The 22,031-nt window shown below is 58.7% G+C and carries 23 protein-coding genes and 1 riboswitch; of the genes, 13 read left to right on the top strand and 10 right to left on the bottom strand.

Annotated elements, in window-relative coordinates:
• Nucleotides 1-85 precede the first annotated feature (85 nt).
• Entirely contained in the window at nucleotides 86-469 is a 384-nt protein-coding gene (gene folB, locus ACR809_RS03345) for a bifunctional dihydroneopterin aldolase/7,8-dihydroneopterin epimerase (protein WP_004150923.1), read from the top strand.
• 198 nt (nucleotides 470-667) lie between these two features.
• Nucleotides 668-1,489: an undecaprenyl-diphosphate phosphatase gene (gene bacA / locus ACR809_RS03350; protein WP_004144532.1), complete on the top strand. Its 822-nt coding sequence runs from the start codon at nucleotides 668-670 to the stop codon at nucleotides 1,487-1,489.
• 11 nt (nucleotides 1,490-1,500) lie between these two features.
• On the opposite strand, the gene ACR809_RS03355 is transcribed toward bacA, so the two are convergent.
• Nucleotides 1,501-2,742, bottom strand: a complete 1,242-nt coding sequence (locus tag ACR809_RS03355) for a multifunctional CCA addition/repair protein (protein ID WP_002916864.1) — start codon at nucleotides 2,740-2,742, stop codon at nucleotides 1,501-1,503.
• Nucleotides 2,743-2,803: 61 nt separating this feature from the next.
• Entirely contained in the window at nucleotides 2,804-3,424 is a 621-nt protein-coding gene (locus tag ACR809_RS03360) for a TIGR04211 family SH3 domain-containing protein (protein ID WP_002916862.1), read from the bottom strand.
• A 214-nt stretch (nucleotides 3,425-3,638) separates the two neighbouring features.
• On the opposite strand from ACR809_RS03360, the gene ACR809_RS03365 reads away from it, so the two are divergent.
• The 3 genes from ACR809_RS03365 to hldE are packed head-to-tail and all read left to right on the top strand — an operon-like array spanning nucleotide 3,639 to nucleotide 9,287.
• Complete coding sequence (locus ACR809_RS03365; RefSeq protein ID WP_023280576.1) at nucleotides 3,639-4,937, top strand: CYTH domain-containing protein; 1,299 nt, start codon at nucleotides 3,639-3,641, stop codon at nucleotides 4,935-4,937.
• 20 nt (nucleotides 4,938-4,957) lie between these two features.
• The gene (glnE, locus tag ACR809_RS03370; protein WP_023280575.1) at nucleotides 4,958-7,795 is read left to right on the top strand and encodes a bifunctional [glutamate--ammonia ligase]-adenylyl-L-tyrosine phosphorylase/[glutamate--ammonia-ligase] adenylyltransferase; all 2,838 of its coding nucleotides are present in this window, start codon (nucleotides 4,958-4,960) and stop codon (nucleotides 7,793-7,795) included.
• Between the two features lie 58 nt (nucleotides 7,796-7,853).
• The gene (gene hldE, locus ACR809_RS03375) at nucleotides 7,854-9,287 is read left to right on the top strand and encodes a bifunctional D-glycero-beta-D-manno-heptose-7-phosphate kinase/D-glycero-beta-D-manno-heptose 1-phosphate adenylyltransferase HldE (protein WP_004174353.1); all 1,434 of its coding nucleotides are present in this window, start codon (nucleotides 7,854-7,856) and stop codon (nucleotides 9,285-9,287) included.
• 77 nt (nucleotides 9,288-9,364) lie between these two features.
• Here hldE and ACR809_RS03380 read toward each other — a convergent pair whose 3' ends face one another.
• Nucleotides 9,365-9,514 carry a hypothetical protein gene (locus ACR809_RS03380; protein WP_004144536.1) on the bottom strand — a complete coding sequence of 50 codons (150 nt, stop codon included), beginning with the start codon at nucleotides 9,512-9,514 and terminating at the stop codon, nucleotides 9,365-9,367.
• On the opposite strand from ACR809_RS03380, the gene glgS reads away from it, so the two are divergent.
• The gene (gene glgS, locus ACR809_RS03385) at nucleotides 9,506-9,703 is read left to right on the top strand and encodes a cell surface composition regulator GlgS (protein WP_002916857.1); all 198 of its coding nucleotides are present in this window, start codon (nucleotides 9,506-9,508) and stop codon (nucleotides 9,701-9,703) included. The two genes, ACR809_RS03380 and glgS, sit on opposite strands and share 9 nt — an antisense overlap.
• 35 nt (nucleotides 9,704-9,738) lie before the next feature.
• Here glgS and ubiK read toward each other — a convergent pair whose 3' ends face one another.
• Nucleotides 9,739-10,011 (bottom strand): ubiquinone biosynthesis accessory factor UbiK, encoded by a 273-nt coding sequence (ubiK, locus tag ACR809_RS03390; protein WP_002916856.1) that lies wholly within the window; start codon nucleotides 10,009-10,011, stop codon nucleotides 9,739-9,741.
• A gap of 120 nt (nucleotides 10,012-10,131) precedes the next feature.
• Nucleotides 10,132-10,283: riboswitch (FMN riboswitch) on the top strand.
• Nucleotides 10,284-10,388: 105 nt separating this feature from the next.
• On the opposite strand from ubiK, the gene ribB reads away from it, so the two are divergent.
• Nucleotides 10,389-11,042 carry a 3,4-dihydroxy-2-butanone-4-phosphate synthase gene (gene ribB, locus ACR809_RS03395; protein WP_002916855.1) on the top strand — a complete coding sequence of 218 codons (654 nt, stop codon included), beginning with the start codon at nucleotides 10,389-10,391 and terminating at the stop codon, nucleotides 11,040-11,042.
• A 61-nt stretch (nucleotides 11,043-11,103) separates the two neighbouring features.
• On the opposite strand, the gene zupT is transcribed toward ribB, so the two are convergent.
• On the bottom strand, nucleotides 11,104-11,874 hold the full coding sequence (zupT, locus tag ACR809_RS03400; protein WP_122051055.1) for a zinc transporter ZupT: 771 nt from the start codon (nucleotides 11,872-11,874) through the stop codon (nucleotides 11,104-11,106).
• A gap of 186 nt (nucleotides 11,875-12,060) precedes the next feature.
• On the opposite strand from zupT, the gene ygiD reads away from it, so the two are divergent.
• On the top strand, nucleotides 12,061-12,852 hold the full coding sequence (ygiD, locus tag ACR809_RS03405) for a 4,5-DOPA dioxygenase extradiol (RefSeq protein WP_004181331.1): 792 nt from the start codon (nucleotides 12,061-12,063) through the stop codon (nucleotides 12,850-12,852).
• Nucleotides 12,853-12,896: 44 nt separating this feature from the next.
• Here the strand turns inward: ygiD and ACR809_RS03410 are convergent, their stop codons facing one another.
• The 3 genes from ACR809_RS03410 to tolC form a co-directional block, all read right to left on the bottom strand.
• Nucleotides 12,897-14,057, bottom strand: a complete 1,161-nt coding sequence (locus ACR809_RS03410) for a glutathionylspermidine synthase family protein (protein WP_004900674.1) — start codon at nucleotides 14,055-14,057, stop codon at nucleotides 12,897-12,899.
• 5 nt (nucleotides 14,058-14,062) lie between these two features.
• Nucleotides 14,063-14,734, bottom strand: coding sequence for a DUF1190 family protein (locus ACR809_RS03415; RefSeq protein ID WP_002916849.1), 672 nt, complete (start codon nucleotides 14,732-14,734; stop codon nucleotides 14,063-14,065).
• A gap of 167 nt (nucleotides 14,735-14,901) precedes the next feature.
• Entirely contained in the window at nucleotides 14,902-16,374 is a 1,473-nt protein-coding gene (tolC, locus tag ACR809_RS03420; protein ID WP_020316753.1) for an outer membrane channel protein TolC, read from the bottom strand.
• Nucleotides 16,375-16,570: 196 nt separating this feature from the next.
• On the opposite strand from tolC, the gene nudF reads away from it, so the two are divergent.
• Genes nudF through parE form a run of 5 tightly spaced genes read left to right on the top strand, consistent with a single transcriptional unit; the run spans nucleotide 16,571 to nucleotide 20,975 of the window.
• Nucleotides 16,571-17,203, top strand: coding sequence for an ADP-ribose diphosphatase (gene nudF, locus ACR809_RS03425; RefSeq protein WP_002916848.1), 633 nt, complete (start codon nucleotides 16,571-16,573; stop codon nucleotides 17,201-17,203).
• Entirely contained in the window at nucleotides 17,200-17,622 is a 423-nt protein-coding gene (locus tag ACR809_RS03430) for a DUF1249 family protein (RefSeq protein ID WP_002916847.1), read from the top strand. Before nudF ends, ACR809_RS03430 begins: the two co-directional genes overlap by 4 nt.
• A 24-nt stretch (nucleotides 17,623-17,646) precedes the next feature.
• The gene (gene cpdA, locus ACR809_RS03435) at nucleotides 17,647-18,474 is read left to right on the top strand and encodes a 3',5'-cyclic-AMP phosphodiesterase (protein WP_002916846.1); all 828 of its coding nucleotides are present in this window, start codon (nucleotides 17,647-17,649) and stop codon (nucleotides 18,472-18,474) included.
• The gene (yqiA, locus tag ACR809_RS03440; protein ID WP_002916845.1) at nucleotides 18,474-19,049 is read left to right on the top strand and encodes an esterase YqiA; all 576 of its coding nucleotides are present in this window, start codon (nucleotides 18,474-18,476) and stop codon (nucleotides 19,047-19,049) included. Before cpdA ends, yqiA begins: the two co-directional genes overlap by 1 nt.
• 30 nt (nucleotides 19,050-19,079) lie before the next feature.
• Complete coding sequence (parE, locus tag ACR809_RS03445) at nucleotides 19,080-20,975, top strand: DNA topoisomerase IV subunit B (protein WP_002916844.1); 1,896 nt, start codon at nucleotides 19,080-19,082, stop codon at nucleotides 20,973-20,975.
• A 72-nt stretch (nucleotides 20,976-21,047) separates the two neighbouring features.
• On the opposite strand, the gene ACR809_RS03450 is transcribed toward parE, so the two are convergent.
• Entirely contained in the window at nucleotides 21,048-21,362 is a 315-nt protein-coding gene (locus ACR809_RS03450; protein ID WP_002916842.1) for a putative quinol monooxygenase, read from the bottom strand.
• Nucleotides 21,363-21,443: 81 nt separating this feature from the next.
• Nucleotides 21,444-22,025, bottom strand: coding sequence for an NAD(P)H-dependent oxidoreductase (locus ACR809_RS03455; RefSeq protein ID WP_004900659.1), 582 nt, complete (start codon nucleotides 22,023-22,025; stop codon nucleotides 21,444-21,446).
• Nucleotides 22,026-22,031: the final 6 nt, after the last annotated feature.

The raw sequence follows: 22,031 nt of genomic DNA on the forward strand, positions 1-22,031 counted from the left end.
GTCGTTGTATTCTCTGCATCTGTGGATAATACGCATAATTCGCCGGAAGTGGTATCCGGTTTAGCTAAAAAGCAGGCAGGACGTGATGGATATTGTATTTATAGAGCAACTTTCGGTAATCACCACCATTGGTGTTTATGACTGGGAACAAACCATTGAGCAGAAGCTGGTGTTCGATATCGAAATTGCATGGGATAACCGCAAGGCGGCCGCCAGCGATGATGTCAGCGATTGCCTCAGCTATGCTGATATCAGCGAGCGCGTGATCGCGCATGTGGAGGGGGGGAAATTTGCGTTAGTGGAGCGGGTGGCGGAAGAGGTGGCCGACCTGCTGCTGGAAACATTCCAGTCGCCATGGGTGCGCATAAAAGTCAGCAAACCTGGCGCCGTGGCCCGCGCGGCAAACGTCGGGGTGATTATTGAACGTGGCCTTAATCTGAAACAAAACTTTTCAGGTCATACTTGTTAAACAAATTGCGTTTATACCGGTCATAGCATCCGGTCATCAGGCAATTTTACTGGCGATGTCCTTCCAGAACGGTGGACGAATCCGTGTGTACTTCCTGTACGCTGCGGATTACGTGCGCTCTGGCAGCCGGGTTGTGCCTGTTGAACGATACCGTGTTCCTGGTTTTTTTCATTTTACTTTTTTAAAGGGTTTAATTGGATGAGCGATATACACTCGCTGCTGGTGGCGGCAATATTGGGTGTGGTTGAGGGTTTGACAGAGTTTTTACCTGTTTCCAGTACCGGTCATATGATTATTGTTGGTCACCTGCTGGGGTTTGAAGGTGATACCGCAAATACCTTTGAAGTGGTGATTCAGTTAGGTTCGATACTCGCCGTGGTGGTGATGTTCTGGCGTCGCCTGTTCGGCCTGATCGGCATCCATTTCGGGAAACCGCCGGCGCATGAAGGCCAGGGCAGCGGCCGTTTGTCGCTTATCCATATCCTTCTCGGCATGATCCCCGCGGTGGTGATGGGGCTGATTTTCCATGACACCATTAAATCCTTGTTTAACCCGGTGAACGTGATGTACGCCCTGATTGTCGGCGGCGTATTGCTGATTGCAGCGGAAGTGCTGAAGCCGAAACAGCCGCGCGCGGTCGGGATTGACGATATGACCTACCGTCAGGCGTTCGTCATCGGCTGCTTTCAGTGCCTGGCGCTGTGGCCAGGTTTCTCCCGCTCGGGGGCGACTATCTCCGGCGGCATGCTGATGGGCGTCAGCCGCTATGCGGCCTCGGAGTTCTCTTTCCTGCTGGCGGTACCGATGATGATGGGCGCCACCGTGCTGGACGTCTACAAGAGCATCGGCTTCCTGAACATGGGCGACGTCCCGATGTTCGCCGTCGGCTTCGTGATGGCGTTTATCGTGGCGCTGATTGCGATTAAAACCTTCCTGCAGCTGATCAAACGGATCTCGTTCATTCCGTTCGCTATCTACCGCTTTATCGTCGCGGCAGCGGTGTACGTGGTCTTCTTCTAAGGCCTGCGCCCTCAGCCTTGCGGCTGGGGGCAACGCTGTTCCTTCCACTGCGCTACCGCCGCAATTCTCCGCCGCGTCAGCTCCTCGCGAATTTCCGCCCCTTTAAAGCCCGCCGCCACGACCTCTTTAGTGGAGACCGACTGCGCCACTTCCCAGGCCTCCAGCAGCAGGCGCCCCTGCGGGTAATCGCTGGCCTCGAAACCGGTGCGTCCGCGGACGTCGGCTTCGCTGGTGAGCGCGATCTGCTGCACGCGCTGCGGTTTGCGCCACGCGTCAATGCTGTCGAAGAGTTTGACGAGGGTTTTCGGCTGCAGAATTGGCAGGGTGTGGATTAGGTCATGGTACTCCGCCACCAGTTTCGCGAGATCGCGGATATCGTTCGGCACCCGCAGACGCGCGCAGAGCTGCTCCACCAGCTTGACTCCCGCCGGACCATGGCCGTGGTGACGCGGCCAGAGCGCCTTCGGCGTCAGCCCTTTGCCGAGGTCATGGCACAGGGTGGCGAAACGTACGTCGACATCCGGCGACAGCATCGCGGCCATCGTGACGGTCATCAGGGTGTGCAGGCCGGTGTCGATTTCCGGATGCCATTTCGCCGGGGCCGGCACGCCGTACAGGGCGTCAATCTCCGGGAACAGCACCTTGAGGGCTTGACAGTCGCGCAGCGTCTGGAAAAAGACCTGCGGGTTGCGAGTAGTTAATGCGCTTTCCGTCTCTTTCCACACCCGCTCCGGCGTTAAATGCGCCAGCTCGCCGGCCTCAACCATCGCGGCCATCAGGGCCTGGGTCTCTTCGGCAATGCGAAAACCGAGGTGGGCGTAGCGGGCGGCAAAACGCGCGACGCGCAGCACGCGCAGCGGATCTTCACTAAACGCGGGAGAGACATGGCGCAGCAGGCGCTGACGGAGATCGTTCTGTCCGCCGTAGGGGTCGATAATTGCGCCGTCGGCATCCTGGGCGAGGGCGTTGACCGTCAGGTCGCGGCGCAGCAGATCGGCTTCGAGGGTGACGTCCGGGGCGGCATAGCAGGTAAAACCGGTATAGCCCGCGCCGGATTTGCGCTCGGTGCGGGCCAGGGCATACTCTTCCCGGCTTTGCGGATGGAGGAACACGGGAAAATCGCGGCCTACCTGTTGATAGCCCGCGTCTAGCATCTGTTGCGGGGTGGCGCCCACCACCACCCAGTCTCGGTCTTTGACCGGCAGCCCTAACAGCGCGTCACGCACCGCGCCACCGACCAGATAACTCTTCACGCCTGATTCTCCCGTATCCGTTTTTCGCAAGATGATACGTAAGTCTGGCAGAGAAGACGAATTAGTTCATCCACCGGTCTTTACGTTTGCGGCTTGGCACCAGATGCGGCAGCACCAGACCGAGCAGCAGACCGACGCCCAGCACACCGCCGCCGTACATAAACCACTGCATGATAATGGTGCGCTGTTTATCATCAAGCTGCAGATTTGCCGCATTCACCTTCTTCTGCGCGACAACCAGCTCGTTTTTCAACTTTTGGTTCTCGTCCTTCAGCGCGTTAATCACGCTGTCGCTGCCGGCGACTTTCTTCTGCATATCCGCCGTGCGCTGGTTCCAGGTGGCATCGATGTTATTCAGCTTATCGGTCAGCGTTTTGACCTGGTTTTCCAGATCCGGGACGCGGGTGCGCAGGCTGGGCTCGTTGCTCAGCTCTTTCAGCGGGATCCAGGCGGTACGGCCGTTGCTATCGCGAATTTGCGCGTAACTGGTGCTGTCGTTCGTTTGCAGTACCGACACTTCTTCCCCGGCGTTGATGGTGCCGACCAGACGATAATTATCGCCCGGGCCGCTGCGAACCCAGGTGTTCAGCTCATCGGAAACGTAGCGCTTTTCTTCTGCGTGAACCGCCGTGGCGGCGCTAAGCGCGAGCAAAGTAAAAGTAATCAGGCGTAATTTTGGCATCAGGTCATCGTTTGGTCATAAAAAGTGGAACGATAGTAGAGGCATCGCCAGAGCGACGCAAAGTTTTCCGCCACAATCGGAATCATCCAGGAGGTGGCCCGGCAAAAAGCGCGTTGCATGGCGATTCACCGCAAAATACTATCTACTGACAAAAAATATTGTCGTAAGTTCGCCGCAATTTGTCGGCGCAGCACAGAAGCGGAAGAATTCAGTCATGGCTCAAGAAATCGAACTCAAGTTTATCGTCGCTCAGGATGGGGTAGAGACGCTGCGCGAGCAGCTCAATGCGCTCGAGGCGAAACATACGCCCGCGGGCCAGTTGCTGAACATTTATTACGAAACCGCCGATAACTGGCTGCGTCGTCACGATATGGGGCTGCGCATCCGCGGCGATCAGGGGCGTTATGAGATGACGCTGAAAATCGCCGGTCGGGTGGTCGGCGGCCTGCACCAGCGCCCGGAATATAATATTCCACTGGATAAACCGGAGCTGGCGCTTGAGCGCCTGCCGGCGGAGGTCTGGCCGCAAGGGGAACTTCCGGCCGCGCTGGCGGAGCATGTCCAGCCGCTGTTCAGCACCGATTTTGCCCGTGAACGCTGGGTGATCCAGGAAGGAAAGAGTGAGATTGAGATTGCCCTCGATCGTGGCGAAGTGAAGGCGGGCGAACATCAGGAGCCGATCTGCGAACTGGAGCTGGAGCTGCTCGCCGGGGAGACCGCCGATCTGCTGCGCCTCGCGCATCGTTTGCTGGAGAGCGGCGTCCTGCGTCAGGGGAGCCTGAGCAAAGCCGCGCGCGGGTATCATCTGGCGCAAGGTAACAATGAGCGTCCGGTGACCCGGCTGGCGGTGCTGCCGGTGGCAGCGAAGGCCAGCGTGGAGCAGGGGCTGGAGACGGCGCTGGAGAGCGCCCTGGCGCATTGGCTGTATCACGACGAGATCTGGCTGCGCGGCAACGCAAAAGCCAAAGCGGAAATTCTGCTGGCGATAGCCCGCGTGCGCCATGCCCTCGTGCTGTTCGGCGGCATCGTGCCGCGTAAGGCGACCACCCACCTCCGCGCGTTGCTGAACGACGCCGACGCCGTTCTGCTGGCTGCGGACACCGCCGACGAAGCGTTATTCCGCACCGAGGTCGTTGGCGCCAAACTGGCCCTGACCGAATGGCTGGTCCAGCGCGGGTGGCGTCCGTTCCTCAACGAGGCGGGAGAGAAAAAAATAGCCGGATCGTTCAAACGGTTTGCCGATATTCACCTCTCGCGGGTGGCGGCCGAGCTGCGCAGCGCCGTGCAGCATCTGGCGGTAGAAGATGCCGCTGACCAGTTGCCGAAGCTGTCCCGCGACATCGACAGCGTCCAGCTGCTGGCGGGCGCCTATGGCGACGCCGTCGCGCCGTGGCTGGAGAACTGGCAGGAACTTCAGCGTGCGATAGAGCATGACGACCGCAGCGTGTTTGAATATTTCCGTCGCCAGGCGCTGGCTGCCGAGCCGTTCTGGCTGCATAGTGGAAAACGATAATTACAGGCCAGGGAGCCCTTATGATGCCGCTTTCTCCGCAGTTACAGCAGCACTGGCAGACGGTCGCTGACCGTCTGCCAGCGGATTTTCCCGTTGCCGAACTGAGCCCACAGGCCAGGTCGGTGATGGTGTTCAGCGATTTTGTCGAACAGAGTGTGATCGCTCAGCCGGGCTGGCTGAATGAGCTTGCGGACTCCGCGCCGGCGGCGGAAGAGTGGCGGCATTACGAAGCCTGGCTGCAGGAGCGCCTGCAGGCCGTCACTGACGAAGCGGGGTTGATGCGAGAGCTGCGTCTCTTCCGCCGCCAGATGATGGTCCGCATCGCCTGGGCGCAGGCGTTGTCGCTGGTGCGCGAAGAAGAGACGCTGCAGCAGCTGAGCGTCCTGGCGGAGACCCTGATTGTCGCCGCCCGCGACTGGCTGTACGCCGCCTGCTGTAAAGAGTGGGGAACGCCATGCAACGCCGAGGGTCAGCCGCAGCCGCTGCTGATCCTCGGGATGGGAAAGCTGGGCGGCGGCGAGCTGAACTTCTCTTCCGATATCGATCTGATCTTTGCCTGGCCGGAGCATGGCGCCACCCGCGGCGGCCGCCGCGAGCTGGATAACGCCCAGTTCTTTACCCGCCTGGGGCAGCGGCTTATCAAGGCGCTCGACCAGCCGACGCAGGACGGCTTTGTTTATCGGGTGGACATGCGCCTGCGGCCGTTTGGCGACAGCGGGCCGCTGGTGCTCAGCTTTGCGGCGCTGGAAGATTATTACCAGGAGCAGGGGCGGGACTGGGAACGCTACGCGATGGTGAAAGCGCGGATCATGGGCGATAACGACGGCGCCTACGCCAGCGAACTGCGCGCGATGCTTCGCCCCTTCGTCTTCCGCCGCTATATCGACTTCAGCGTGATCCAGTCGCTGCGTAACATGAAAGGCATGATCGCCCGTGAAGTGCGGCGTCGCGGGCTGAAAGACAACATCAAGCTCGGCGCCGGCGGCATTCGTGAAATTGAATTTATCGTTCAGGTCTTTCAGCTGATCCGCGGCGGTCGCGAACCTGCGCTGCAGCAGCGCGCGCTATTGCCGACACTGGCGGCGATTGATGAGCTGCATCTGCTGCCGGAAGGCGACGCGACGCTGCTGCGCGCGGCCTATCTGTTCCTGCGCCGGCTGGAAAACCTGCTGCAAAGTATCAATGATGAACAGACCCAGACCCTGCCGCAGGATGAACTGAACCGCGCCAGACTGGCGTGGGGGATGCATACCGATGACTGGGAGACGCTGAGCGCGCAGCTGGCGAACCATATGGCCAACGTACGGCGGGTGTTTAATGAACTGATCGGCGATGACGAGGCTCAGTCGCCAGATGAGCAGCTGGCCGAGTACTGGCGCGAGCTGTGGCAGGATGCGCTGGAAGAAGATGACGCCAGTCCGGCGCTGGCGCATTTAAACGACGCCGACCGCCGCAGCGTGCTGGCGCTGATTGCCGATTTCCGCAAAGAGCTGGATCGGCGCACCATCGGCCCGCGCGGCCGCCAGGTGCTGGATCAGCTGATGCCGCATCTGTTGAGCGAAATCTGCTCGCGCGCCGATGCGCCGCTGCCTCTGGCGCGGATCACGCCGCTGTTGACCGGCATCGTCACCCGCACCACCTATCTTGAACTGCTGAGCGAATTCCCCGGCGCGCTGAAACACCTGATTACGCTCTGCGCGGCATCGCCGATGGTCGCCAGCCAGCTGGCGCGCCACCCGCTGCTGCTGGATGAGCTGCTGGATCCCAACACCCTCTATCAGCCGACGGCGACCGATGCCTATCGCGACGAGCTGCGTCAGTATCTGCTGCGGGTGCCGGAAGAGGATGAAGAGCAGCAGCTGGAGGCGTTGCGCCAGTTCAAGCAGGCGCAGCAGCTGCATATCGCGGCGGCGGATATCGCCGGCACCCTGCCGGTGATGAAGGTCAGCGATCATTTAACCTGGCTTGCCGAAGCGATCCTCGATGCGGTGGTGCAGCAGGCATGGGGGCAGATGGTGGCTCGCTACGGCCTGCCGACCCATCTGCACGATCGCCAGGGGCGCGGCTTCGCCGTCGTCGGCTACGGTAAGCTCGGCGGTTGGGAGCTGGGCTACAGCTCCGATCTCGACCTGGTGTTCCTCCATGACTGTCCGGCGGAGGTGATGACCGACGGCGAGCGGGAGATTGACGGCCGTCAGTTCTACCTGCGGCTGGCCCAGCGGATCATGCATCTGTTCAGCACCCGCACCTCGTCCGGTATTCTCTACGAAGTGGACGCCCGGCTGCGCCCTTCCGGCGCGGCGGGGATGCTGGTTACCACCGCTGACGCGTTTGCCGACTATCAGCAGAACGAGGCCTGGACGTGGGAGCATCAGGCGCTGGTGCGCGCCCGTGTGGTCTATGGCGACCCGGCGTTGCAGGCGCGCTTTGACGCCATTCGTCGCGATATCCTGACCACCCCGCGGGAGGGCGCAACCCTGCAGACCGAGGTTCGCGAGATGCGCGAGAAGATGCGCGCCCACCTCGGCAACAAGCATCCCAATCGTTTTGATATCAAAGCCGATGCCGGCGGGATCACGGATATTGAATTTATTACCCAGTATCTGGTCCTACGCTATGCCAGCGACAAGCCGAAGCTGACCCGCTGGTCTGATAATGTGCGTATTCTCGAGCTGCTGGCGCAGAACGACATCATGGACGAGGAGGAAGCGCGCGCCTTAACGCACGCGTACACCACCTTGCGTGACGCGCTCCATCACCTGGCCCTGCAGGAGCTGCCGGGACACGTGGCGCCAGAGGCCTTCAGCCGGGAGCGCGAGCAGGTCAGCGCCAGCTGGCAGAAATGGCTGATGGCTTAACTATAAAATCGGGTGTGCTATTATCGCGCGCAAAGTTTGCGTCTCGCAGGAGAGAGTCATGAAAGTAACGCTGCCGGAGTTTGAACGTGCAGGAGTGTTGGTGGTGGGTGATGTGATGCTGGACCGCTACTGGTACGGCCCCACCAGTCGTATTTCCCCGGAAGCCCCGGTGCCGGTGGTGAAGGTGGAAAATATCGAAGAACGTCCTGGCGGCGCGGCAAACGTAGCGATGAACATTGCCTCGCTGGGGGCAACCTCGCGCCTGGTGGGATTGACCGGGATTGATGACGCCGCCCGCGCGCTGAGCCAGGCGCTGGCCAACGTCAATGTGAAGTGCGACTTCGTCTCCGTCCCGACTCACCCGACTATCACCAAGCTGCGGGTGCTGTCGCGCAATCAACAGCTGATCCGCCTCGACTTTGAAGAGGGCTTCTCCGGCGTCGATCCGCAGCCGATGCACGAGCGCATTCAGCAGGCGCTGGGCTCTATTGGCGCGCTGGTCCTTTCGGACTATGCCAAAGGGGCGCTGACCAGCGTCCAGACCATGATCCGACTCGCACGTGAAGCGGGCGTGCCGGTGCTGATCGATCCGAAAGGCACCGATTTCGAACGCTATCGCGGCGCGACGTTGCTCACCCCGAACCTCTCTGAGTTTGAAGCGGTGGTGGGCAAGTGCCAGGATGAAGCGCAGATCGTTGAGCGCGGCATGAAGCTCATCGCCGAATTCGAACTGTCGGCGCTGCTGGTGACGCGCTCTGAGCAGGGGATGACGCTGCTGCAGCCGGGGCGTCCGCCGCTGCATATGCCGACCCAGGCCCAGGAAGTGTACGACGTGACCGGCGCCGGCGACACGGTGATTGGCGTGCTGGCGGCGACCCTGGCGTCCGGCAACACCCTGGAAGAGGCCTGCTATTTCGCTAACGCCGCGGCGGGCGTGGTGGTCGGTAAGCTGGGTACATCCACCGTTTCCCCTGTCGAGCTGGAAAACGCGGTCCGCGGCCGGGCTGAGACCGGCTTTGGCGTGATGAGCGAAGAGGAGCTCAAACAGGCGGTTGCGGCGGCGCGCAAGCGCGGCGAGAAAGTGGTGATGACCAACGGCGTCTTCGACATTCTGCATGCCGGTCATGTCTCCTATCTGGCGAATGCGCGCAAGCTGGGCGACCGTCTGATCGTGGCGGTCAACAGCGATGCCTCCACCAAACGTCTGAAAGGCGAAACCCGCCCGGTGAACCCGCTGGAACAGCGGATGATCGTGCTGGGGGCGCTGGAAGCCGTCGACTGGGTGGTCTCCTTCGAAGAAGATACTCCGCAGCGCCTGATCGCTGGCATCCTGCCGGATCTGCTGGTCAAGGGCGGCGACTACAAACCGGAGCAGATCGCCGGCAGCGAAGAGGTCTGGGCGAACGGTGGCGAAGTGTTGGTGCTCAACTTTGAAGATGGCTGCTCGACTACCAATATTATTAAGAAAATACAAAAAGATAGCGAAAAATAACTTTTTCGTTATTCACCCGCCTGTGTGGTGAAACATTACGGCCTGCGATAGCGATATCGCGGGCCGTTTTTATTTAATCATGTGGAAAATGATTTAGCGCAATAAATAATCATGTTAAGCGCATTTTTCGTACAAATCGCGTTAAGGTAAGCGTAAATACTGAAGTGAGTAAAAGGCATATGACTGATCAGAACATCCACCGCTGAAGGAGTATGCGCATGAACCATAACGATATGTATTCAATGAAGAATTTTGATTTTTTGGCGCGGAGTTTCGCCAGAATGCACGCCCAGGGCCAGCCAGTTGATCTTCAGGCCATTGTCGGCAATATGGATGAAGAACATCGTGAATGGTTTTGCCAGCGCTATGAACTGTACTGTCGCCAGGTGAGTAGTCAGGCGGAAGCCGCCCATTAAGCCAAACGCAAAACGGGCCCCCAGGGGCCCGTTTTTTACTGCTGCTCTTCGCTGCCCGGCGTCGCCGCCGGGCGGTTTTCGAGGTCATTCAGGCGCTGCTCCAGCAGCGCCAGTTTTTCCCGGGTCCGCAGCAGCACCTGAGTCTGCACGTCAAACTCTTCGCGGCTAACCAGATCCAGACGGGTCAGCTGCGACTGTAGCGCCTGGCGGATTTTCTTCTCAACATCCTCACCCAGATCGCGAAGTCCTTTTGGCATCGACTCATGGACCTGGCGGGCGATTTGTTCAATTTTTTTCGGGTCAATCATGGTGGTTTCCTGCTCGGGTCGGATGATTGATCATTGTAGTGCGAACCAGGCCGCCTATAAACCAGAAATGTTTGAAGCTTATGCATTGCCGAGGATAGTCAATAGCGTTATAGTTATCTCGCTTATTCTCAGGGCGGGGCGAAATTCCCCACCGGCGGTAAATCAACCATGGCGTTGAAAGCCCGCGAGCGCTTCCCGTGACTACGGGAAGGTCAGCAGATCCGGTGTAATTCCGGGGCCGACGGTTAAAGTCCGGATGGGAGAGAGTAACGGCACAGTCGGGCCCAGGCCCGCTCGCGTTGACTTTTGCCGCTAAACCGGCGCTCCTAAGACTGCCCTGATTCTGGTAACCATAATTTTAATGAGGTTTTTTTACCATGAATCAGACGCTCCTTTCTTCTTTTGGTACCGCTTTTGAACGTGTGGAACACGCTTTGAACGCCCTGCGCGAAGGCCGCGGCGTGATGGTGCTTGATGATGAAGACCGTGAAAACGAAGGCGATATGATCTTCGCCGCTGAAACCATGACCGTTGAGCAGATGGCGCTGACCATTCGTCACGGCAGCGGCATTGTGTGCCTGTGCCTGACCGAAGAACGCCGCAAACAGCTGGATCTGCCGATGATGGTAGAGAACAACACCAGCGCCTACGGCACTGGCTTCACCGTGACCATCGAAGCGGCCGAAGGTGTGACCACCGGCGTCTCCGCTGCCGACCGCGTGACCACCGTCCGCGCGGCCATCGCCGACGGCGCGAAACCTTCCGATCTTAACCGTCCAGGTCACGTCTTCCCGCTGCGTGCGCAGCCGGGCGGCGTACTGACCCGCGGCGGCCACACCGAAGCCACTATCGACCTCGTGACCCTGGCTGGCTTTAAACCGGCAGGCGTGCTGTGCGAGCTGACCAATGACGATGGCACCATGGCCCGCGCGCCGGAGTGCATCAAGTTCGCTCAGCAGCACAATATGGCGGTAGTCACGATTGAAGATCTGGTGGCCTATCGTCGCGAACATGAGCGTAAGGCCAGCTAAATAGCGGTTCGCTACGCCCAAGCACAGCCCACTTGTTAGTGGGCTGTGTTGTTTCTGCGCTTTAACCGATGCCCATCGTCTGGAGTACCACCAGGCTCAGCCCCATGACCGACATCCCGCACAGGACGCCGTAGCTTGGATTGCTTTGCGGATCGATCTCTTTCGCCAGCGGCATCAGTTCATCGACCGACAGCGCCACCATAATCCCGGCGACGGCAGCCATGATCGCGCCCATCACCAGCGGCGAGACCAGGCTCCCCAGAATCAACCACGCCAGCACGCCGCCCAACATTTCCGCCATGCCGGAAAGCCCGGCCCAGAACACCGCTTTGCTGCGCGAGCCGGTGGCGGCATACACCGGTCCGGCAACCGCCAGTCCTTCCGGAATATTGTGCAGGGCGACGGCAAGGGCGACGCCCATGCCAAGCTCGAGGTTGTTGCTGGCCGTGACATAGGTGGCGATCCCTTCCGGAAAGTTATGCAGGCTGATCCCCAGCGTCAGAAGAATAGCGGTGCGGCGTAAGTTGCGCGGGCGCGGCATGGCGGGAGTCATCAGATCCTGCGGGTGGGCGTGCGGCAGCAGGCGGTCAAGACCAAAGTAACCCAGCAGGCCGACAACAAACATTCCGTAGCCGAGCAGCGGCGACATGCCCTCGGCGGCCAGCGCGGCAGGCAGCATTTCCATTAACGAAATCAATAGCATAATCCCGGCGGCAAAGCCGAGGGAGAAGCCAAGCAGGCGGTTAGAGGGTTTCTGGCCAATCACGCCGAATATGGCGCCAATGAAGGTTGCGCTACCGGCTAACAGCGTCAATATTAAGGGTGATGACATCGCTTCTCTCCCTGTGAAAATAATTACATACGAGTATATTGCCTGAGGATGCGCGTACGGGACACGTCCCTTTACCGCGAATTACATTCAAATTTTCTGACGATCATCATCATGGTTATCTGAGTTTATCCTGGCGCAAAAGCGCGTAATGTGAGCACATCACATTGACACCCTAAGGATATCATCATGTCCCGTACCCGAATGCCCGCGTTGTTTCTCGGCCATGGCAGCCCAATGAACGTGCTGGAAGACAACCGTTATACCCGCGCCTGGGCTCAACTGGGCGAAACCCTGCCGCGTCCGAAAGCGATCGTGGTGGTCTCTGCGCACTGGTTTACGCGCGGTACGGGCGTAACTGCGATGGAGGCGCCGAAGACCATTCATGACTTCGGCGGTTTTCCGCAGGCGCTGTATGACACGCATTATCCGGCGCCGGGCTCTCCGGCGCTGGCGCAACGGCTGGTGGAGCTGCTCTCGCCGGTGCCGGTCACCCTCGATACAGAAGCCTGGGGATTTGACCATGGCTCGTGGGGCGTGCTGATTAAAATGTATCCGCAGGCGGATATCCCGATGGTTCAGTTGAGCATCGACAGCACCAAACCGCCGGCCTGGCATCTCGAAATGGGGCGGAAGCTGGCCTCGCTGCGTGATGAAGGCATTATGCTGGTGGCCAGCGGCAACGTGGTGCATAACCTGCGCACCGCCCGCTGGCATGGCGAGAACACGCCGTACCCTTGGGCAGAGTCCTTCAATAACTACGTGAAGGCGAATCTGCAATGGCAGGGGCTGGACGAGCAGCACCCGCTGGTTAACTACCTGGCACACGAAGGGGGCTCGCTCTCCAACCCGACGGCGGAGCATTTCCTGCCGCTGCTGTATGTCCTGGGGACGTGGGATGGCGTTGAGGCGATAACGATCCCAGTCGATGGCATCGAGATGGGCTCGCTGAGCATGCTGTCGGTGTTGGTTGGCGCCTGATGATAGCGCGCTCCGGCGGCATTTACCGTCGCCGGAGCGCGGCATTATTCGACGAAAATGTGCGGATAGAAGCGCGACAGATCCTGGGTGATCAGCGCCCGGTCTTCGCGAATACCGATCCCTGCAGGCTGGTCGTTGATGAGCCAGCTGCCAATCAGCGTATAGCTATCGCCAAACTTCGGCAGCGGGTAAAACGCCTGCACGATGGTGCCTTCTTCCCCGTACGGGCCTTCTACTGCCTCCACCACTTTGCCATTTTCAACGATCGACACGTTAGCGCCTTCGCGGGAGAAGATTGGCTTAATGACGTACTTCTCCATCTCCGGGTGAGCATCTTCGCTGAAGTAGGCCGCCAGCAGATTAGGGTGATTGGGGAACATCTCCCACAGCATCGGCAGCAGCGCCTTGTTGGAGATAATGCTTTTCCACGCCGGCTCCAGCCAGCGGACGCCAGCGTCTTCCAGCTTGGTGGAGAACATCTCCCGCAGCATAAACTCCCACGGATAGAGCTTGAACAGATTGCCAATCACCTGATCCTGCAGATCGGTAAACTGGCCTTTTTCGCCCAGGCCGATATCTTCAACGTAGAGGAATTCCGTCGCCAGCCCCGCTTCAGCGGCGCAGTCCTGCAGATACTGCACGGTACCGCGATCTTCAACGGTATCGCGGCAGCAGGCCATATGCAGCAGCTGAAAGCCAAACTGCTCGCGCAGCTCGCCGAAGCGATCGATCAGCTTTTCCTGCAAACTGTTGAACTGGTCGCTGCCCGCCGGCAGCTTGCCGGCGTTGAGCTGATCTTCCAGCCAGATCCACTGGAAGAAGGCCGCTTCATACAGCGAGGTCGGGGTGTCGGCATTGTTCTCCAGCAGCTTCGGTTCGCCGACGCCATCCCAGGCCAGGTCGAGACGTGAGTAGAGCGACGGCTGGTTGGTTTTCCACGACTGGCGTACAAAACCCCAGGTGTGTTTAGGGATGCGGAATTTGGTCATCAGCTCATCGCTGGCGATCACTTTTTCCACCACCTGGAGGCACATCTGATGTAGCTCAGCGGTGACCGCTTCCAGCTTTTCCACCTGCGCGAGGGTCAGCTTGTAATACGCCTCTTCGCTCCAGTAGGGCTCGCCGTACATGGTATGGAAGTTGAAACCGTACTCGGTCGCTTTCTCGCGCCAGTCCGGGCGCTCGGTAATACTGACTCTTTCCATGTTGCTTAGCCGCCCATTGAGCGAGAAGAGGACGTTGAGCCTGCGGCGCTACGCTGCATGGTCGACTGTTTCGCTACCGACTCGCCAAAGCCGCCGCGGGTGACAGTGGTGGTGGTGGCTGGCTTCGGCGCCATCGCGGTTTTCGGCACGTTCATGGTGCGGCCCGGCTGGGCGGCGCCATAGCTCTTGCCGCTGGCGTCAGTGTACTGACCGTAGGCCGGGCTGGCCGGATTTTTCGAGCTGAACAGCGGCTGCTGTTGCGCCATGCCGCCGCCCATCAGGCGGCCCATCATGTAGCCGGCCATCAGCGGCATCCAGAAGCTGCCGCTGCTTTGCGCCTGCGCCTGGTTTTCCGGGGCGACGCCCGCCTGGGCTGGCGTCTGCTGGCACTGGCCTTCGCCAAACTCGGCGACGCAGTCTTCGCGGGTGGCATACTTCGGCGCAGTGCGCTCTGCCTCTTTTACCGCGTTGGTGTAGGCCGTGGTGCATTCGGCTGCTTTGCCCGGGTTGGCGGCGGAGCAGTCATCGGCGTTCTGGTACAGCGACACCGTTTCGTCGCTTTTTTCACAACCGGCGAGCATAAAGACCGCGGTAACGGCCAGCGCGACCGGCGTCAGATGGCGTGCGCTCCAGCTTTTGCGGAACGACGAATGATTAATATTTTTTGTCCGTTTCATATTTGTCTTCCAGGACCCAGTGGTATGGCGTGTGTTAACGCTCAGGATAGAGGATGAGTGGTGGAAAATGAAGCGAAGAGGGGCGCTAAGCGGGGGATCTTTACGTTGCCTTACGTTTAACGCATCGCCTGTCCGACGGACAGGCGATGCGCATCACAGTATGAGAATTACTGACGGAACGGATTGCTGCCGCTGCTCTGGTTGGTTCGTGCGGACACCGGCTTCACCGCCGCGGTAGTGTTGCCGTAGCCATCAGCGGTGGCATCCTGTTGCGGATTTTCCGGCGCGACGCTATCTGCGGAGGTGGAGATGGGTTTACCCAGCGTGTTGTTCAGGGCGACCAGATCCTGCTCGTTCAGGGTACCTAACGCCGACTTAATGTTCAGCTCGTTGATCAGGTAGTTGTAGCGCGCATTCGAGAGCTGCTGCTTAGCGTTATACAGCGTAGTGGTGGCGTCGAGGACGTCAACGATAGTACGCGTACCCACCGAGTAGCCAGCTTCCATGGCATCCAGGGAGCTTTGCGCAGAGACCACCGCCTGTTTGTAGGCGTTGATGCTGCTGATGGAGGCGTTCACGTTGTTAAACGATGAACGCACAGTCTGCACGACGCTGCGGTGGGCGCTTTCCAGCTGCTCGCTGGCGCCAACGAAGTTGTATTGCGCCTGTTTGACCTGCGAGGTCACCGCGCCGCCCTGATACAGTGGCAGAGAGAAGTTCAGGCCGATTTGGTTCTGCCCGGCATCGTTATCCTGGTATTGCTGAGGATTATTATGGGTTTTTGAACCACTGTAGCTAGTATTCGATATCCCACTCGACGCGGATAGGCTGAGCGTCGGCAAATGGCCGTCCTGCGCCTGGCGAATCTGCTCGCGAGCCAGGTCCTGGTTCAGACGCGCCTGCAGCAGCGACAGGTTGCGGTTCTCCGCTTCCTTCAGCAGGGCGTTGACCGCCTGCGGCTTGTTGGTTTTGAAGCCATTCACGTTCAGGGAGGCCAGCTCCGGATAGTAATTACCGGTGACCTGACGCAGTTCTTCGACGGCGTTGTCGAGATCGTTACGCGCGGTGACTTCGTTCGCCAGCACGGCATCGTATTGTGAACGGGCGTTCTGTACGTCGGTGATCGCCACCAGGCCTACGTTAAAGCGCTGCGTGGTTTGATCCAACTGGCGGTAAATAGCCTGTTTCTGCGCTTCGGTATAGGAGAGCGTGTCGATGGCGGCCAGCACTTTAAAATAGGCCGTCGCGGTATTCAGAATCAGTGTTTGCTGATCGGTCTGATACGTGACATCCTGAATCCCTGCCGTTTTTTCCTGCAGCGTCAGGGCGCGCCATTTCGACATATCAAACAGAACCTGCGTTAACTGCAGCGAGCCGCTGGTGACGTTTGAATTGATGCCGTTGCTGTCGCGATAGCCATTGTTATAGGTATAATCCGCTCCCAGCCCAAGCTGAGGCAGTAATGGACTGCGCGCTTCGTTGATCTTTTCGAACGCGGCGTCACGATCGGCTGCCGATTTACGCAGATCGGGGTTGCTGATGCGTGCCTGCTGGTAAACCTGAAGCAGGTTTTCCGCCTGGCTCATGGCGCTGAACCCGGTCAGGCTCAGGCCGATAAGAATGGGGAGCAATTTCTTCATTTGCATTCCTTGTTGTGAAGCATTTAGCGCTGGTCTAATTCTAAGAAAAATTCCGCTGATTGTATCGATTCTGCCGCCGTAAAAAGTTGGCGTTACGTGCCATCCGGCGGTAATTTGCACCAATCTAACATACGGACCGTAAAACGGTAGCCAAACGGTTTGGAAATCCCTAATTTCAGATTCGCAGGACATGACAATGAGCAAACCCACGCAGCAGGGAATTACCTTCTCCAAAAATGATGTAGAAATTATTGCACGCGAAACGCTATATCGTGGTTTTTTTTCGCTCGATTTATACCGTTTTCGCCACCGCCTGTTTAACGGCGGCATGAGTGGCGAAATCACCCGTGAAATTTTTGAGCGCGGGCACGCCGCCGTCTTGCTACCCTTTGACCCGGTGCGCGACGAAGTGGTGCTGGTCGAACAAATCCGTATCGCCGCCTATGATACCAGCGAGAGCCCGTGGCTGCTGGAGATGGTCGCCGGCATGATTGAAGCGGGTGAAACGGTGGAAGATGTTGCCCGTCGGGAAGCGCTGGAGGAGGCCGGGCTTGAAGTTGGGCGGACGAAACCAATATTAAGCTATCTGGCCAGTCCCGGCGGCACCAGCGAACGGTTATCGATCCTGGTGGGAGAAGTTGATGCATCGACGGCAAAAGGCATTCACGGCCTGGCCGAGGAAAACGAGGATATTCGGGTGCATGTGGTGAGTCGGGAGCAGGCTTACCAGTGGGTAGAAGAGGGGAAAATCGACAACGCAGCCTCTGTCATCGCCTTGCAATGGCTGCAATTGCATTATCACAATTTACGAAATGAGTGGACAAAATGAAGCGTTATACACCTGACTTCCCTGAGATGATGCGCCTGTGCGAGACCAACTTCGCGCAGTTGCGCCGCCTGTTGCCGCGAACGGATGCAGCGGGTGAGAAGGTAAGCTATCAGGTGGGAAGCGCGCAGTATCGGTTAACGATAGTTGAATCGACCCGCTACACTACTCTGGTGGCAATAGAGCAGACTCTGCCTGCAGTGAGCTACTGGAGCCTGCCATCGATGACCGTCCGCCTCTACCATGACGCCATGGTGGCCGAAGTGTGTTCGAGTCAGCAGATCTTTCGCTTCAAAGCGCGATATGATTATCCTAATAAAAAGTTGCATCAACGCGACGAAAAGCATCAAATTAACCAGTTTTTGGCCGACTGGCTGCGTTACTGTTTAGCACATGGAGCGATGGCGATTCCGGTTTGTTAGCGTCGTTAAACCTAAGGACACCATTTGGAAAGCCTGTTAAACCTACCTCTGGCTGGTGAGGCCAGAGTCAGGATATTACAAATTACTGATACTCACCTGTTTGCTGAAAAGCATGAAACGTTGTTAGGCATCAATACCTGGGATAGCTATCAGGCCGTACTGTCGGCCATTCATGCCTCACAGCGTCCATGCGATCTGATTGTCGCAACAGGCGATCTGGCGCAGGACCACTCCTCCGCGGCCTATCAGCATTTTGCTGAGGGCATCGCGAGTTTTGCTGCACCCTGCGTCTGGCTACCGGGCAACCATGATTTCCAGCCGGCGATGTACAGCACCCTGCAGGAGGCGGGCATTTCCCCTGCCAAGCGCGTGTTTCTCGGCGATCGCTGGCAGATCCTGCTGCTCGACAGCCAGGTGTTTGGCGTTCCCCATGGCGAGCTGAGCGACTTCCAGCTGGAGTGGCTCGAACATAAGCTGGCGGAGGCGCCGGAGCGCTATACCTTACTCCTGCTGCACCATCATCCGCTGCCGGCCGGCTGCAGCTGGCTGGATCAGCATAGTCTGCGCAATGCCGGCGCGCTGGACAGCGCGTTGAGCGCCTGGCCGCGGGTGAAGCATCTTTTGTGCGGCCATATTCATCAGGAACTGGATCTCGACTGGAATGGCCGGCGCATGATGGCGACGCCGTCGACCTGCGTCCAGTTTAAACCGCACTGTGCCAATTTCACTCTGGATACGGTGTCACCGGGCTGGCGCTGGCTGGAGCTTCACCCTGACGGGACGCTGACCACCGAAGTGTGCCGCCTGGAAGGCGCCGCGTTTCATCCGGATATTGCTTCAGAAGGCTACTGATGGCGACGCTCCTTTATCTGCATGGCTTTAACAGCTCTCCGCGCTCGGCGAAGGCGACGGCGTTAAAGACCTGGCTGGCGCAGCACTATCCAGAGATCACCATGGTGGTGCCGGAGTTGCCGCCTTACCCGGCGGAAACGGCGGAGCTGTTGGAGTCCATCGTGCTGGAGCACGGAGGCGAGCCGCTGGGGGTCGTAGGGTCGTCGCTGGGCGGCTACTACGCGACCTGGCTTTCGCAGTGCTTTATGCTGCCGGCGGTGGTGGTTAACCCGGCGGTGCGGCCGTTTGAACTACTAAACAATTTTCTCGGCCACAATGAGAATCCATACACCGGGCAGCAATATGTGCTAGAGTCTCGCCATATTTACGATCTCAAAGTCATGCAAATCGACCCGCTCGAAGCGCCGGATTTACTCTGGCTGCTGCAGCAGACCGGGGATGAAGTGCTTGATTACCGCCAGGCCGTTCATTACTACGCCTCTTGCCGGCAGACGGTAGAGGAGGGCGGTAATCACGCATTTGTCGGCTTTGACGATCATTTCACTCAGATTATCGAATTTCTCGGCCTGCGCTAAACGGCCCTGAACGACCTACGAATACACACCATGACGCAATCTTCATATAATGCTGATGCCATTGAGGTACTCACCGGGCTAGAGCCGGTGCGCCGCCGTCCGGGCATGTATACCGACACCACTCGTCCTAACCATCTTGGTCAGGAGGTTATTGATAACAGTGTGGATGAAGCGCTGGCAGGCCACGCCAAACGCGTGGAAGTTATCCTTCATGCCGACCAGTCCCTGGAGGTCATTGACGATGGTCGTGGGATGCCGGTCGACATCCACCCGGAAGAGGGCGTGCCGGCGGTTGAGCTGATCCTCTGCCGGCTGCATGCGGGCGGTAAGTTTTCCAATAAAAACTATCAGTTTTCCGGCGGCCTGCACGGGGTGGGGATCTCGGTGGTCAACGCCCTGTCAAAACGCGTGGAGGTCAACGTGCGTCGCGACGGTCAGGTCTACAGCATCGCCTTTGAAAATGGTGAAAAAGTGGAAGACCTGCACGTCACCGGCACCTGCGGCAAACGCAATACCGGGACCAGCGTCCATTTCTGGCCGGACGAAAGCTTCTTCGACAGCCCGCGCTTTTCCGTTTCACGTCTGACCCACCTGTTAAAAGCGAAAGCGGTGCTGTGCCCGGGCGTGGAAATTGTTTTCCGCGACCAGGTGAACAACAGCGAGCAGAGCTGGTGCTATGCCGATGGCCTGAACGATTACCTGAGCGAAGCGGTGAACGGCCTGCCGCTGCTGCCGGAAAAACCATTCGTCGGCGCCTTCTCCGGCGAGACGGAGGCGGTGGACTGGGCGCTGCTGTGGCTGCCGGAAGGCGGCGAACTGCTGACCGAGAGCTACGTGAACCTGATCCCGACTATGCAGGGCGGGACGCACGTTAACGGTCTGCGTCAGGGGCTGCTCGACGCGATGCGTGAGTTCTGCGAGTACCGTAATATCCTGCCGCGCGGCGTAAAGCTGTCAGCGGAAGATATCTGGGATCGCTGCGCGTACGTGCTGTCGGTGAAGATGCAGGATCCGCAGTTCGCCGGGCAAACCAAAGAGCGCCTGTCGTCGCGCCAGTGCGCGGCGTTCGTCTCCGGCGTGGTGAAGGACGCCTTCAGCCTGTGGCTGAATCAGAACGTGCAGGCCGCGGAGCTGCTGGCGGAGATGGCCATCTCCAGCGCCCAGCGCCGTCTGCGCGCGGCCAAAAAAGTGGTGCGCAAAAAGCTGACCAGCGGTCCGGCGCTGCCGGGTAAGCTGGCGGACTGTACCGCCCAGGATCTGAACCGTACCGAGCTGTTCCTCGTCGAAGGGGATTCGGCGGGCGGCTCAGCCAAGCAGGCGCGCGATCGCGAATATCAGGCGATCATGCCGCTGAAGGGCAAGATCCTTAATACCTGGGAAGTCTCTTCCGATGAAGTGTTAGCTTCGCAAGAAGTGCACGACATTTCGGTGGCGATTGGTATTGACCCGGATAGCGATGATTTAAGCCAGCTGCGCTACGGTAAAATTTGTATTCTGGCGGATGCGGACTCCGATGGTCTGCACATTGCCACCCTGCTGTGCGCGCTGTTCGTAAGACATTTCCGTACCCTCGTGAAAGAGGGGCACGTCTATGTGGCGCTACCGCCGCTGTACCGTATCGACCTCGGTAAAGAGGTTTACTACGCGCTGACGGAAGAAGAAAAAACCGGCGTGCTGGAGCAGCTAAAGCGCAAGAAGGGCAAGCCAAACGTCCAGCGCTTTAAAGGGCTCGGTGAGATGAACCCGATGCAGCTGCGCGAAACCACCCTTGACCCGAATACCCGCCGCCTGGTGCAGCTGGTGATCAGCGATGAGGACGAGCAGCAGACCACGGCGATAATGGATATGCTGCTGGCCAAAAAGCGTTCGGAAGATCGTCGCAACTGGCTGCAGGAGAAGGGCGATATGGCGGATCTGGAAGTGTAAGTCTGTACGCTGCGCCAGACGTAAAAGGGAGCCTCAGGCTCCCTTTTTCATGGCATTACTGAGTCGGCGGACTTAAACGCCAGCCTGCAGAATACGGATGCTGGTCTCCAGCACATCGCCTTTGACCGCTTCCGACCAGGCTTTCATGTGCGGGGTTTGCAGGTGTGCTTCAAGATGCGCGACGCTTTCCCACTGCTCGACCATGACGATAGAGTCGGGCGCTGTGGTCTGGAAGCTGACGCCGGCGGCATGATCCACCAGCGGGGCATAGCCGTGGCAGCCGGCCTCCTGCAAAACGGTCGGAATAATTTTCGCGAACTGATCGAGAACCGCCTGGCGGTGGTGCTGGCCCGGGCGGGTACGGATTTCTGCAATCACTGTTAACATGGTTAACTCAACTCCTTCTGTGTGGATCTTGTCATACTCCAGGTTCCAATAACTCGAAATATGTAGAGCATAGACCCCTAGTTAACCAAAAATTTCCGCTAGATGCTTGCGATATTCTGCGATATACCGCGGGACATCAGGCATTTTTATCACGTCGTTGGCGATAAAGGTTGGCAATGCCTCCATGCCGAGGAACTGATTGGCTTTATGGAACGGCAGGTAAACGCCGTCAACGCCGACGCCGTGGAAGAACTGGTCCTGGTCGGTGAAGGCTTCCATCGGCGCGTTCCAGGTCAGAGAAAGCATATATTTTTTCCCCTGCACCAGGCCGCCGGAGCCATATTTTTTGCTGGCGTCGGAGCGGGTACGGCCATCGCTGGCGTACAGCGAGCCGTGGCCTTCGGTAAAGACGTCATCCATATATTTTTTCACCGTCCACGGAGCGCCCATCCACCAGCCCGGCATCTGCCAGATCACCACATCGGCCCACAGGAAATTCTGTACTTCTTCTTTTACGTCGTACTCGCTTTCGGCGCGAACGCTTTTAACATCGTGCCCGGCGTCGCGCAGATAACTCTCCGCGACCTCGGTCAGGGTGTCGTTCAGTTGGCCATTCGAGTGGGCGAATTTTTTTGCGCCATTGATAATCAGGATGTTGCTCATTTTTTA

Origin of the sequence: Klebsiella sp. CD33, assembly GCF_051992865.1 — a bacterium.
In the GTDB taxonomy this organism is placed as follows: domain Bacteria; phylum Pseudomonadota; class Gammaproteobacteria; order Enterobacterales; family Enterobacteriaceae; genus Klebsiella; species Klebsiella pneumoniae.